This is a genomic window from Flavobacterium sp., assembly GCF_043756175.1.
Classification (GTDB): domain Bacteria; phylum Bacteroidota; class Bacteroidia; order Flavobacteriales; family Flavobacteriaceae; genus Flavobacterium.
The window spans coordinates 15182-28063 of sequence record NZ_JAYURN010000144.1; the positions used below are offsets into that span (position 1 = coordinate 15182).

13 protein-coding genes and 1 pseudogene are annotated in these 12882 nt (G+C 32.4%); 10 read left to right on the plus strand and 4 right to left on the minus strand.

The window, feature by feature from the left end; translation table 11 throughout:
- Together ACH2BP_RS11205 and ACH2BP_RS11210 are read left to right on the plus strand one after the other, a co-directional pair.
- Complete coding sequence (locus tag ACH2BP_RS11205) at positions 1-660, plus strand: glycerophosphodiester phosphodiesterase (protein WP_395059917.1); 660 nt, start codon at positions 1-3, stop codon at positions 658-660.
- Positions 660-1877 carry an NAD(P)/FAD-dependent oxidoreductase gene (locus tag ACH2BP_RS11210; protein ID WP_395059919.1) on the plus strand — a complete coding sequence of 406 codons (1218 nt, stop codon included), beginning with the start codon at positions 660-662 and terminating at the stop codon, positions 1875-1877. The genes ACH2BP_RS11205 and ACH2BP_RS11210 overlap by 1 nt, the downstream gene beginning before the upstream one ends.
- On the opposite strand, the pseudogene ACH2BP_RS11215 reads toward ACH2BP_RS11210, so the two are convergent.
- A pseudogene (locus tag ACH2BP_RS11215) lies at positions 1874-2269 on the minus strand (TspO/MBR family protein); the annotation flags it as partial. The gene ACH2BP_RS11210 and the pseudogene ACH2BP_RS11215 sit on opposite strands and share 4 nt — an antisense overlap.
- On the opposite strand from ACH2BP_RS11215, the gene ACH2BP_RS11220 reads away from it, so the two are divergent.
- From ACH2BP_RS11220 to ACH2BP_RS11255, 8 genes are all read left to right on the plus strand, one after another.
- Complete coding sequence (locus tag ACH2BP_RS11220) at positions 2187-2399, plus strand: hypothetical protein (RefSeq protein ID WP_395059921.1); 213 nt, start codon at positions 2187-2189, stop codon at positions 2397-2399. The pseudogene ACH2BP_RS11215 and the gene ACH2BP_RS11220 sit on opposite strands and share 83 nt — an antisense overlap.
- Before the next feature lie 61 nt (positions 2400-2460).
- Complete coding sequence (locus tag ACH2BP_RS11225; RefSeq protein ID WP_395059923.1) at positions 2461-3552, plus strand: diphosphomevalonate/mevalonate 3,5-bisphosphate decarboxylase family protein; 1092 nt, start codon at positions 2461-2463, stop codon at positions 3550-3552.
- A 9-nt stretch (positions 3553-3561) separates the two neighbouring features.
- Positions 3562-3918, plus strand: coding sequence for a four helix bundle protein (locus ACH2BP_RS11230; RefSeq protein WP_395059924.1), 357 nt, complete (start codon positions 3562-3564; stop codon positions 3916-3918).
- Between the two features lie 35 nt (positions 3919-3953).
- Positions 3954-4892 carry a mevalonate kinase gene (locus tag ACH2BP_RS11235; RefSeq protein WP_395059926.1) on the plus strand — a complete coding sequence of 313 codons (939 nt, stop codon included), beginning with the start codon at positions 3954-3956 and terminating at the stop codon, positions 4890-4892.
- Between the two features lie 35 nt (positions 4893-4927).
- Positions 4928-5845: a geranylgeranylglycerol-phosphate geranylgeranyltransferase gene (locus ACH2BP_RS11240; protein ID WP_395059928.1), complete on the plus strand. Its 918-nt coding sequence runs from the start codon at positions 4928-4930 to the stop codon at positions 5843-5845.
- A gap of 188 nt (positions 5846-6033) precedes the next feature.
- On the plus strand, positions 6034-6942 hold the full coding sequence (locus ACH2BP_RS11245; RefSeq protein WP_395059930.1) for a pseudouridine synthase: 909 nt from the start codon (positions 6034-6036) through the stop codon (positions 6940-6942).
- A 104-nt stretch (positions 6943-7046) separates the two neighbouring features.
- Entirely contained in the window at positions 7047-7409 is a 363-nt protein-coding gene (locus ACH2BP_RS11250) for a nuclear transport factor 2 family protein (RefSeq protein ID WP_395059932.1), read from the plus strand.
- Between the two features lie 120 nt (positions 7410-7529).
- Positions 7530-9296 carry a DUF885 domain-containing protein gene (locus ACH2BP_RS11255; protein WP_395059934.1) on the plus strand — a complete coding sequence of 589 codons (1767 nt, stop codon included), beginning with the start codon at positions 7530-7532 and terminating at the stop codon, positions 9294-9296.
- Positions 9297-9340: 44 nt separating this feature from the next.
- Here ACH2BP_RS11255 and accD read toward each other — a convergent pair whose 3' ends face one another.
- The 3 genes from accD to ACH2BP_RS11270 all read right to left on the minus strand — a co-directional run.
- On the minus strand, positions 9341-10195 hold the full coding sequence (gene accD / locus ACH2BP_RS11260; RefSeq protein ID WP_395059936.1) for an acetyl-CoA carboxylase, carboxyltransferase subunit beta: 855 nt from the start codon (positions 10193-10195) through the stop codon (positions 9341-9343).
- A 64-nt stretch (positions 10196-10259) separates the two neighbouring features.
- Positions 10260-11327: a class II fructose-bisphosphate aldolase gene (fbaA, locus tag ACH2BP_RS11265; protein ID WP_395059938.1), complete on the minus strand. Its 1068-nt coding sequence runs from the start codon at positions 11325-11327 to the stop codon at positions 10260-10262.
- 41 nt (positions 11328-11368) lie between these two features.
- Positions 11369-12882, minus strand: a 1514-nt coding sequence (locus ACH2BP_RS11270; protein ID WP_395059940.1) for a BamA/TamA family outer membrane protein, incomplete at its 5' end; no start/stop codon positions are given.

The following is a 12882-nucleotide window of genomic DNA, read 5'->3' on the forward strand; positions in this document are numbered from 1 at the left end:
ATGATAAAAATAGGACATCGCGGCGCAAAAGGATATGTAGCCGAAAATACTTTGGCTTCATTCCAAAAAGCAATAGATTTAATCGTTGACGGAATCGAACTCGATGTGCATTTAAGTTCCAATGGAGAGATTATGGTTATTCATGACGAAACTATCGATAGGACTACAAATGGAAACGGTTTTGTGAAAGATTTCACTTCCGTAGAATTAAAGCAATTCGGAATTCCGACATTAACCGAAGTTTTAGATTTGATGAATCATAACTTTTTCGTGAATATCGAATTAAAAAGTAATGATTCAGCCGAAAAAGTAATTGATTTAATAGAAAAGTATGTTTCTGAAAACAATTGGGATTACGAAAATTTCATGATTTCTAGTTTTCTTTGGGCTAATCTAGAAATTGTTTCACAAAAAAATAAGAAAATTAAAATAGGTGTTTTATCTGAAGATTCTATCGAAATCGCCTTGACTTTTGCAAAAGAAGTTAAAGCATTTAGTGTCAATCCATATTTTAAATTACTAAATCCAGAAAATGTAAAATTGATGCATAACGAAGGATTTCAAATTCATACTTGGACAGTAAATTCCCCAGAAGATATTACCTTTGTCAAATCATTGCTTGTTGATGGTATAATTTCCGATTTCCCAGATAAAATATAATGAATTCAAAATACGATATAATTATAATTGGCGGTGGTGCTGCAGGATTTTTTGCAGCCATCAATATTGTCGAAAACAATCCGAAAACCAAAGTAGCAATTCTAGAGCGAGGACAAGAAGTTTTAACTAAAGTCAGAATTTCTGGTGGTGGTCGTTGCAATGTAACGCACGCTTGTTTTGTGCCAAATGATTTGGTCAAATTTTATCCTCGTGGCGAAAAAGAACTTCGTGGACCATTTCATCAGTTTTGCTCGGGAGATACTATCGATTGGTTCGAAAAACACGGAGTCGAACTCAAAATTGAAGACGATGGACGCATGTTTCCTGTTTCTAATTCCTCACAAACCATTATAGATTGTTTTCTAACAGCTACAAAAAAGTTGGGAATAGATGTGTTAACTGGTCAAAGTGTGCAGTCTATTTTCAAAAGTGATGCTTTTTGGAAAGTAGAAACCAATCACGAAACATTTGCTTGCAAAAAAATAATAATGACTACAGGAAGTAATCCTAAAATTTGGGAAATGCTTCAAAACTTAGGACATTCAGTTGTCGAGCCTGTTCCGTCTTTGTTTACTTTTAATATTAAAGATAGTAGAATTAAAGATTTAATGGGACTTTCAGCATTGGCTTCTGTAAAAGTCAAAAACTCAAAGCTTGAAGCTTCTGGTCCTTTGCTCATTACGCATTGGGGAATGTCTGGGCCAGGAATTTTAAGACTTTCAGCTTGGGGAGCTAGAGAATTGGCCGACAAAAAATATCAGTTTGCTATTGTAGTTAATTGGTTAAACGATAAAACATTCGAAGATACTGCAACAATTTTAAGAGAATTAAAACTCGAACATTCAAAGAAAGCAGTTTCTAAAAAATCACCGTTTGATATTCCTAATCGATTATGGGAAAGTGTTGTATTAGCTTCTCAAATTGACATTGAAGGAAAATGGGCAGATTTAACAAAAAATCAACTCACAAATTTGACCAATCAACTCACGAATGCTGAATTTCAAGTGAATGGAAAAAGCACTTTTAAGGAAGAATTTGTGACAGCTGGCGGAATCGATTTAAAAGAAATAAATTTTAAAACTATGGAAAGTAAAGTCTTACCAAGTCTTTATTTTGCGGGCGAAATAGTAAATATTGATGCGATTACTGGAGGATTTAATTTTCAAAATGCTTGGACAAGCGGTTTTATTGTGGCGAATTCAGTATCTGAAAATTAAGAATTCATAAACCAAATACTTCCATTTAAAATAGTAGCAAAACTAACCCAAGCCAAATAGGGTAGAAGTAGTTTTGATGCGAAATCATCTATTTTACTAAAAGCTTTTATGGTTTCAAAAATCATTAGCCAAAGCAGTAAAATTTCTACTAAAGCTAAAAACGGATTGCATAATCCGAAGAATAAAATTGACCAGAGCGAATTTAGACCTAATTGAATTCCGAAAAGCACCATCGCTTTTCTAATGATTTCTTTACTCCTTCTACTTTTACTATCATTACTCCAAACTATAGCAAAACTATATCCCATCATGATATATAAGATTGTCCAAACGGGAGCGAAAACCCAACTAGGGGGATTAAAAAAAGGTTTTTCAAGAGTAAGAAACCAAGTATTTACAGAAGACCGTGTCGCAAAACTTGACAAAAATCCGATAAGGACACAAACGGATACGGAGATGATGATTTTGGTTAAATTAGCTTTTTTCAAAATGAATGATGAGTTATTTTTAACAAATAAATAATAATCTATTTTAAAAAACAAAGAATTAGCAAAAAAAGTATCTTTGTAAAAATTTTTAAAATATGATTTCCGAAAAAGATTTTGTGATAAATAATCAACTTATTACTATAGAAAATGGAAGTTTCGAGTCGAGTTCACCCAGTAATATTGCTTTGGTAAAATATTGGGGAAAGAAAGATAACCAGATTCCGGCGAACCCGTCTATAAGTTTTACGTTGAATTATTGTAAAACAATTACCAAATTTTCTTTTATCAAAAAAGAAAACAATAATAATTTTTCATTCGATTTGTTATTTGAAGGTAAACCAAAAGAAGAGTTCAAACCCAAAATTCAAAAATTTTTCGAACGAATTGAATCTTATTGCCCATTTCTAAAAGATTATCATTTTACGATTGATACTCAAAATACTTTTCCGCATAGTTCTGGAATAGCCTCTTCTGCATCAGGAATGGCAGCTTTGGCAATGACTATTATGAGTTTAGAAAGAGTTTTAAGCCCTTCAATTACCGAAGAATATTTTTACCAGAAAGCCTCTTTTCTAGCTCGATTAGGTTCAGGAAGCGCCTGTAGGAGCGTAAAAGGAAGTGTTGTGGTATGGGGAGAAAACCATACAATTACTGGAAGTTCGAATTTATTTGGAATTGAATTTCCATCAACAATTCATGATAATTTTAAAAACTATCAAGATACAATTTTATTAGTAGATAAAGGTGAAAAGCAAGTTTCTAGCACCGTTGGGCATGATTTGATGCACAATCATCCTTATGCAGCAAGGAGATTCGAGCAAGCACACGAAAATTTAGCTAAAATTAAAACGGTTTTAGAAAACGGAAATCTTGACGAATTTATCAAAATTGTAGAAAGCGAAGCCTTGACTTTACACGCTATGATGATGACTTCGATGCCTTATTTTATTCTGATGAAACCCAATACTTTAGAAATTATTAATAAAATCTGGAAATTTAGAAGCGAAAACAATATCCCAGTTTGTTTCACATTAGATGCTGGAGCTAATGTTCATGTTTTGTATCCTGAAAATAATAAAGAGATAATTTTGCAATTTATTAAGGACGAATTAGTTGGCTATTGTCAAAATGGTCAGTATATTTGTGACGAAATTGGATTTGGTAGTCGATTGATAATGGATAATTAACAATTGATAATGAGTATAGAGAAGAGAAATGTGATTAAAGAAAAATCTTTCGAATTTGCAGTAGAAATCGTTTATCTTTATAAAGTTTTAGTTGAGAAGAAAGAGTTTGTTTTATCAAAACAAATACTTCGTTCAGGAACATCGATAGGTGCAAATATTAGAGAAGCTGAACACGCTCAAAGTAAGGCCGATTTTATTCATAAATTATCAATTTCATTAAAAGAAGCAAATGAAACAGAATATTGGTTAGATTTGTTATTTGAAACAAAATATTTATCAGAAACTGAATTTCAAAATATAAAAAATAAAATTGTTGAAATATTGAAAATACTAACAAGTATCATTAATACGTCAAAAAACAAATAATTATCAATTATTCATTGTCAATTATCAATTAATTTATGAAAGGACCATTATTTTACTCAAAAATATTACTTTTTGGAGAGTACGGAATTATTCGTGATTCAAAAGGATTGTCTATCCCTTATAATTTTTATAATGGAGCATTGAAATCTGACGAAAATCCTTCTGTTGAAGCGATAAAGTCTAATGAGAATTTAAAAAAATTAGCTTCTCATTTAGCTACTTTACAAGAAGAACAGCCACAATTAGTAACCTTCAATATAGAAAGTTTAAATAGCGATATCGCAAACGGAATGTACTTTGATTCTAGTATTCCACAAGGATACGGAGTAGGAAGTAGTGGTGCTTTAGTTGCGGCAATTTATGACAAATATGCTAATGATAAAATCACAGTTTTAGAGAATTTGACGCGTGAAAAATTATTAACGCTTAAAAATATTTTCTCTCAAATGGAGAATTTTTTCCACGGAAAAAGTTCGGGACTAGATCCTTTAAATAGTTATTTGAGTATTCCAATTCTAATCAATTCTAAAGACAATATCGAAGCGACAGGAATTCCTACGCAAAGCCTAGACGGAAAAGGAGCTGTTTTCTTGTTAGATTCAGGAATTGTTGGAGAAACTGCGCCAATGGTTAACATTTTTATGGAAAGCTTAAAAGAAGAAGGCTTCCGAAAAATGCTAAAATCACAGTTTATAAAACACACCGATGCTTGTGTAGAAAATTTCTTGGGTGGTGACATCAAATCATTATTTGCAAACACAAAGAAACTGTCTAAGGTAGTTTTAAACAATTTCAAACCCATGATTCCAGAGCAGTTTCACGGACTTTGGCAACGTGGTATCGATTCAAATGATTACTATTTAAAACTTTGTGGTTCTGGTGGTGGCGGTTATATTTTAGGATTTACCCAAGATTTAGAAAAAGCAAAAAAGTCTCTAAAAGATTATAAATTGGAAGTAGTTTATCAGTTTTAATTACTTTATAAACTTTACAACTTTCGGCTTAATAAATGCTAAAACGCAAATCAAAATTATTCTTAATCAAAATCTTCAGTTTGTTTTCTGTGGTGCGTGGTTATAATATTCCAATCATTGTTTTAGCACAATATTTATCGTCAATATTTATCCTTTCACCCGAAAAAAGAGCACTCGATGTTATTTTGGATTGGCGTTTGTTTATTCTCGTTTTTGCATCTACATTAACTATTGCATCAGGTTATATCATTAATAATTTTTACGATTCCGAAAAAGATCTAATCAATAGACCCAATAAAACTAGGTTAGATCGATTGGTTAGTCAGACGACAAAATTGCAAGTTTATTTTGTGTTAAATTTCCTTGTAACAGCCCTTGCACTATTCATTTCTTTTCGAGCGGCCCTGTTTTTTGCGACTTATATTTTCTTAATTTGGTTTTATTCACACAAACTAAAAAAATATCCAATTGTTGGAAATCTTACGGCTTCATTACTTGCAGTTTTGCCATTTTTCGGTATTTTATTATATTTCAAAAATTTCTATCATGTTATTTTTGCACACGCCATGTTTTTGTTTTTACTCATATTTATTAGAGAAATGATCAAGGATTTAGAAAATATAAAAGGAGATATCGCAAATAATTACCAAACCATTCCCGTTCGTTTCGGAGAGCGAATTTCCAAACAAATCATCACTATTTTAACTATTTCGACTGTCATTCCGGTTTATATTTTAATCGAAAAATATGACGTAGGTTATATGGATTTATATTTTTATATCAGTTTAATGATTTTGATTTTCTTTCTACTCAAACTCTGGAAATCCCAAACACAACCCGATTATGTACAACTTCATGTAGTACTAAAAATCCTTATCGTTGCAGGCGTTTTTTGCATTGTTCTGATAAATCCTTCGGTATTAATAAACGGAAAAGCATTACTGAAATTATAATTTTTTAGGAGCCAATCCTGCTATCCGTTGCAATCTTTTATTTTTTAAAGGAAAAAACAAAAGGATTTTTACTACTATCAGGGCTAAAAAACAAACTATACATTTCCTAATTTCATTATCAAATAAAGAAACACTATCTTTGCAAACTTGTGGTCATAAGACTCAAGAGAAGAAGTAAATACAAAGTTATGAATAATTCAGGAGGCAATAAAAAAGGAAGTGGCGCGAGACCAAACAGTACTCGTCCAAGTTCTAACAAGCCAAAACCAGCGATGGCAAAGCGTGCCCAAGGTCCAAAAAAAGTAAAACCTACAACAAAAGTTGAAGCAGTCGACCCAAATAAAATAGAGAAAAAGCCAAATCAAGCACCTAAAAGACCAAAGGTGAAAGACGAAATACGTTTGAATAAATACATTTCTAATTCAGGAGCGTGTTCGCGTCGTGATGCCGATATTTACATACAATCAGGTAACGTAAAAGTAAACGGAATTCCTGTTATCGAAATGGGTTATATGGTAAAACCAGGTGATGTCGTAAACTTCGACGGATCGGTACTTACACCAGAAAAGAAAGAATACATATTACTAAACAAACCTAAAAACTTTACTACAGCTTTCGACGAAGGTCAGGAAAATCGTAACGTTTTAGAACTTGTAAGAGGTTCTACCAATTCAAAAATTGCTGCAGTAGGAAGAATGGACAAAAACACAACTGGTTTGTTATTATTTACAAATGATACGGATATGATTCGTAAATTTAGTTTGCCAAGCCAAAAATCATCAAAAATATACCAAGTTTCGCTAGATAAAAACTTAAAATTTGAAGATTTAGAAAAAATAAACAAAGGATTGGTTATTGATGGTCACCGTGTTTTTGTAGAAGACGTAAGCTATATCGAAAACGAAGCTAAAAGTGAAATTGGATTAAAACTAAAAACGTCAAACGTAAAAGTTGTTCGTGCTATTTTTGAAAGCTTCAAATATGATGTCCTTCGTATAGACAGAGTTTCTTTTGCAGGATTAACTAAAAAGAATTTACCAAGAGGAAATTGGCGTTTCTTGACTGAACAAGAAATTATCAATTTAAAAAACACATAATAAATAAGCATATAGTCTGCAAAGGTTTTTGTAAGGTACACAAAAGAGTAAAATCTTAGTGACTTTGAGAAAACCTTCGCGGATTTTGTGTTTAAAACAAATATATGACACCAGAGCAATTACAATCTATAGCATTTCGTTGGTTCGAAACCTTCAACAGTAAAGAACTTGAAAAATTATTAGCGCTTTATGATGACGAAGCAGAACATTTTAGTCCAAAATTAAAAATACATCAACCAGAAACCAAAGGTTTGGTAGTTGGCAAAGAAGCCATGAGAGTATGGTGGCAAGACGCTTTTGATAGGTTGCCAAGTTTGCATTATAAAGTAAAATCTCTCACGGCAAATTCTGACAGGGTTTTTATGGAATATATTCGTCAAGTCTCAAACGAAGAAGATTTGCTTGTGGCAGAAGTGCTAGAAGTTAGAAACGGGAAAATAATTTCATCTAGAGTTTATCACGGATAAATTTTTAAAATAACAATCTATTTTTGAACACATTAAACTTAAAATAATGATAAGTTTAATGTGTTTTTATTTTAAATTATTTCAATTTTAGTAGCTTTACATTCAAAAAATATATTTATTATGAAAAAACCATTCTTATTATTTTCAATATTAATGACAACGTTGTTTTTTATTAGTTGTAAATCCGATAAAAAAGTGCAAGATTTTAAAACCATCACGGAGAATTATTTCAAAGGAAAAAATGAATTAAGTCCTCTTGATGCAACTTTAAATGGGTTTAATGATTATAACGATCAGTTGCAGTTAGAAATGACTGATGGTTATATAAAAAAGCAAAATAATTTTTACGATAAATATGAAAAAGAATTATTAGAAATTGATTCTGAGAAATTATCTGATGAAGAAAAAATTAGTTACGAAATTATCAAATGGGAAACTTCAGTTGGAAAAGATTTGTTGAAGCAAGAAGGAAATTTGATGCCTATTCATCAGTTTTGGGGAACACATCTAACCATGTCACAATTTGCTAGCGGTACAGCTGCACAACCTTTTAAAACCGAAAAAGATTATCGTAATTTCTTAAAAAGAATGGATACTTATAGTATTTGGCTAGATTCTGCTATGGTTTACATGAAAAAAGGAATTAAAAAAGGAATGGTATTACCTAAAGCATTGACCGAGAAAGTAATTCCGCAATTTCAAGAACAGATTACACCAAATGTAGAAGACAATTTATTTTATTCATCGATAAAAATAATGCCAGTTAGTTTTTCTGATGAAGTAAAAACAGCATTGAAAAATGATTATTCGAAAATTATTTCAGAAAAATTGATGCCAAAATATAAAGCAATGGCAATGTTTCTTAAAACAGAATATCTTCCAGCATCAAGAAATACAAGCGGAATTGGAAGTTTGCCTAACGGAGCATCATTATATGCGATTTATGCAAAACAATGGACAACAACCAATATGAAACCTGAAGAAATACACGAATTAGGGTTGAAAGAAGTTGCGCGTTTGAAAGCTGAAATGGAAAAAGTAAAAGAAAAAGTTGGTTTTAAAGGAACCATCGTAGAATTTTTTGATCATGTCCGCAATCGTAAGGAATTGATGCCATTTAAAAAACCGGAAGAAGTCATAGCGAATTTTGAATCGATTTATAAAAGAATTAAACCCAATGTAGATAAATTGTTTTCGCTTCAACCGAAAACTGCATTTGAAATAAGAAGAACAGAAGCTTTTAGAGAAAAAACAGCTAGCGCAGAATACGTTCAAGGAACTGTAGACGGAACACGTCCGGGTATTTTTTACGTTCCAATTTCAGATGTAAGTACGTATAATTATTATGGTGATGAAGATTTATTTTTACACGAAGCGATTCCTGGTCATCATTTCCAAGTTTCACTGCAACAAGAAAATAAGGAATTGCCAGATTTCAGAAGATTCAATTGGTTTGGTGCTTACGGAGAAGGTTGGGCATTGTATACTGAGAGTTTAGGAAAAGAATTAGGATTGTATAATGACCCTTATCAATATTTTGGGATGTTAGGTAATGAAATGCATAGAGCGATTCGTTTGGTTGTAGATACTGGTTTGCATAGTAAAGGATGGACGCGTGAGCAAGCGATTAAATATTCTTTGGAAAATGAAGCGGAAAGCGAAGCAAGTATCACCTCAGAAATTGAGCGCTATATGGCAATTCCGGGGCAAGCCTTGTCATATAAAATCGGACAACTTAAAATTATAGAGTTGCGTAAAAAAGCACAAATGGAACTAAAAGAAAAGTTTGATATTAAAGTTTTTCACCAGAAAGTGCTAGAGTCTGGCGTGATGCCGTTGGCTTTACTAGAGAAGAAAATTAATGCTTGGATAGAAAGCGAGAAGTAAGCACATAAAAAAACCTGTTTCAATTGAAACAGGTTTTTTTGGTTTTATCTAACTTCGTTATTCAAAATTAAATCTAAGTATAAATTTATTTTGTCTTTTAGTTCTTTTCTTGGTGTAATAAAATCTAAGAAACCATGTTCTAAGACAAATTCGGCAGTTTGAAAACCTTCTGGCAAATCTTTTCCAGTTGTGTCTTTTACTACACGAGGGCCGGCAAAACCAATAAGTGCACCTGGCTCAGAAATGTTTACATCGCCTAACATGGCATAAGAAGCGGTTGTTCCTCCAGTTGTTGGATCGGTACATAACGAGATGTACGGGATTTTTGCTTCGGCAAGTTGCGCTAGTTTTGCTGAGGTTTTTGCTAATTGCATTAATGAATAAGCAGCTTCCATCATACGAGCGCCACCTGATTTGGAAATCATCACAAATGGGATGTTATTTTTGATAGAATGGTTTATTCCTCTCGCGATTTTTTCTCCTACAACAGCTCCCATAGAGCCACCAATAAAGGCAAAATCCATACAACAAACCACTAAGTCACGCCCTTTCGATTTCCCTACGGCAGTACGAACAGCATCTTTTAACTTTGTTTTATGCATGACATCTACCAAACGGTCCGCATATTTTTTTGTATCTACAAATCCTAGAGGATCTTTAGAGGTCATATTTGCATCTAGTTCAGTAAATTCGTTTTCGTCAAACAATATCTGAAAATATTCGGCGCTTCCTATTCGAACATGAAAATCGTCTTCTGGACTTACCCAAAGGTTTCTTGCAAGCTCATCGGCATCAACAATTTTTCCTGTAGGTGATTTGTACCAAAGTCCTTTTGGGACATCCATTTTATCTTCGGTAGCTGTAGTAATTCCTTTTTCTTTTCTTTTAAACCAACTCATATGTTTAATGGATAATGGATAATGGACAATTAATAATTATAGATTGTCAATTATCAATTGTTAATTATAATGTATTTACGTTATTCAAATCGGCAAAAGCCTGTTCTAATCTTGTATTGAAAGTTATTTCTCCCTCACGAAGCCATTTTCTTGGATCGTAGTGTTTTTTGTTTGGAGATTCTGGTCCATCTGGGCTACCTATTTGGGTTTTTAGATAATCGATATTTTTCACCATATAATCGCGAATTCCTTCGGTAAAAGCGAATTGTAAATCGGTATCAATATTCATTTTTACAACACCATAAGAAATGGCTTCTCTAATTTCTTCCAATGTAGATCCTGAACCACCATGGAAAACAAAATCAACAGGATTTATACCTGTATTGAATTTGTTTTGCACATAATCCTGAGAATTTTTCAAAATTTTTGGTGTCAATTTTACATTTCCTGGTTTGTAAACACCATGTACATTTCCAAAAGCGGCAGCGATAGTAAAACGAGGAGATATTTTTAGTAATTCTTCGTAAGCATATGCTACTTCTTCAGGTTGTGTGTATAATTTCGAGCTATCTACGTCTGAGTTATCTACACCATCTTCTTCACCACCTGTAATTCCCAATTCGATTTCTAAAGTCATTCCTATTTTACTCATTCGAGTTAAATAGGCTTTACAAATTTCGATATTTTCTTCGATTGGTTCTTCAGACAAATCTATCATGTGCGAAGAATATAATGGTTTTCCAGTTTCAGCAAAATGTTTTTCGGAAGCATCAAGCAAACCATCTATCCAAGGCAATAGTTTTTTCGCACAATGGTCAGTATGAAGAATCACGGTTGCGCCATAAGCTTCTGCTAATGTATGTATGTGTTTTGCGCCTGCTATTCCGCCTGCGATTGCTGATTTTTCATTTGCATTAGACAATCCTTTACCCGCATTAAATTGTGCTCCTCCATTAGAAAACTGAATGATTACAGGAGCGTTTAGTTTTGCTGCGGTTTCTAAAACGCAATTTACAGTGTCTGAACCTACTACATTTACAGCAGGTAATGCAAAACCTTTTTGTTTGGCATAATTAAAAATTTCTTGAACCTGATCTCCTGTAGCTACGCCTGATTTTATATTATGCGCCATTTTTTTAGTTTTTTAAGATTTACAAAATTACAAATTTACTTTTAGAACGGATAGTTTATACCAATATTTAGTACAGTTTTACTCAAATTTAATTCTTTAAACCATCTTTGAGTTTCTGGTTTTGCGGGATTATAGGTTTTGAAACCAAAGTCTAGTCGTGCTAAAAAGAATTTGAAATCATATCTAAATCCGAATCCTGTTCCCAAGGCTAAGCTTTTTAGTGAAGAAATTCCAGAAAAAACTTTAGTTTCATCGGTTTCATTGTCTAAAACATTCCAAATGTTACCACAGTCGGCAAAAAGAGCACCATTTAAATTTCCAAATAATTTGGATCTAAACTCTGCATTTAACGCAATTTTCATATTGGCTTCGTTAAAATCGTTTAGGCCTCCAGAACTTCCTGGACCTAAACTATAAGATTGCCACGCTCTATTGTCGTTAGATCCTCCAGCAAAATAACTTCTTGCGAAAGGAATCGATTCGGAATTACCATATGGGATAGCTATTCCAAAAAAGCTTCGAACAGCTATTGTCTTCCCGTTTGTTAAATCCCAATTTTTGACATAATCGAATTCTCCTTTTATATACTGCGAATATTGTAATCCGAAAACATTTCTAGTTCCGTCATCGTTTTTAGGCTCTTTAAAAAGTTTAGAAGTTACTGAAAGCAAGTTTCCAGCGCTTTCTAATTTCCCTCTAAAGCTATAAAATTCTTTATCAAAAAAATCAGATTTCGAATCTTTCGAATAACTATAATTTGCTGCAAAAATTAAATTGTTTTCAGTAAGTCGGTCTTTTCTTTCTTTGATGCTTTTTATCGATTTATAATCGTCTGTAGTTGGAGTTAATAAAGGGTATTGATTGGTTAATACACTATTGATAAAATTATCAGCACCACCATCTTCTTTAGTAAGATCAATATCGTTATTGTTGTATATTTTTGCTAAGCTATTTAATCGATTATAGGTGGAACTGTATACATTAAAATAATTGTCAATATTAACGTTTTTTACATACTGAATGTTTACTAAATCGAACTTTGCTGTTGTGTTTTTCTTTGGTGTCCAATTATAATTTATGGCAGCGGTTAGATTCTCTTTATCTAAACCAATATTTGTTTGTTTTGCAAATCCAATACTAATATTACTGGACGGTATCATGCTTTTAGAAATGATTTTATCCGTATTGAAGGGCAGAAATATTCTAGGAAAAGTTAATCTCAAATCAGCTCCAACTTCTGAGATATTAAAAAATCTGTTTTCTGCAATTGTTGGGTCATTTGAGGAACCAATATTACCATGAAATCCTATTTGTAATGTTTCTGCACCTCTAAAAAGATTACGTATAGAAACGGCTGAGCCTCCCGTTATACCAAAAATTTGAATGTTAGATCTCGTAAAATCGGCATTGGCATCAAAATGAAATTTTGTTTTTGAAGTCAAATAAATATTCGCTTTAAGTGTTTTCGATATTGGATCTTCAACATACACAATATTAGGATAATTAAAGACTTGTAAGTTACTTAATGAGCGCAATGTTAGAGTTCTCTTGTCAT

Bases quoted from the DNA above. Each gene is read 5' to 3' on its own strand.
- ACH2BP_RS11205 (WP_395059917.1), top strand. From the start codon at position 1: ATGATAAAAATAGGACATCGCGGCGCAAAAGGATATGTAGCCGAAAAT.
- ACH2BP_RS11210 (WP_395059919.1), top strand. From the start codon at position 660: ATGAATTCAAAATACGATATAATTATAATTGGCGGTGGTGCTGCAGGA.
- ACH2BP_RS11220 (WP_395059921.1), top strand. From the start codon at position 2,187: ATGATATATAAGATTGTCCAAACGGGAGCGAAAACCCAACTAGGGGGA.
- ACH2BP_RS11225 (WP_395059923.1), top strand. From the start codon at position 2,461: ATGATTTCCGAAAAAGATTTTGTGATAAATAATCAACTTATTACTATA.
- ACH2BP_RS11230 (WP_395059924.1), top strand. From the start codon at position 3,562: ATGAGTATAGAGAAGAGAAATGTGATTAAAGAAAAATCTTTCGAATTT.
- ACH2BP_RS11235 (WP_395059926.1), top strand. From the start codon at position 3,954: ATGAAAGGACCATTATTTTACTCAAAAATATTACTTTTTGGAGAGTAC.
- ACH2BP_RS11240 (WP_395059928.1), top strand. From the start codon at position 4,928: ATGCTAAAACGCAAATCAAAATTATTCTTAATCAAAATCTTCAGTTTG.
- ACH2BP_RS11245 (WP_395059930.1), top strand. From the start codon at position 6,034: ATGAATAATTCAGGAGGCAATAAAAAAGGAAGTGGCGCGAGACCAAAC.
- ACH2BP_RS11250 (WP_395059932.1), top strand. From the start codon at position 7,047: ATGACACCAGAGCAATTACAATCTATAGCATTTCGTTGGTTCGAAACC.
- ACH2BP_RS11255 (WP_395059934.1), top strand. From the start codon at position 7,530: ATGAAAAAACCATTCTTATTATTTTCAATATTAATGACAACGTTGTTT.
- accD (WP_395059936.1), bottom strand. From the start codon at position 10,195: ATGAGTTGGTTTAAAAGAAAAGAAAAAGGAATTACTACAGCTACCGAA.
- fbaA (WP_395059938.1), bottom strand. From the start codon at position 11,327: ATGGCGCATAATATAAAATCAGGCGTAGCTACAGGAGATCAGGTTCAA.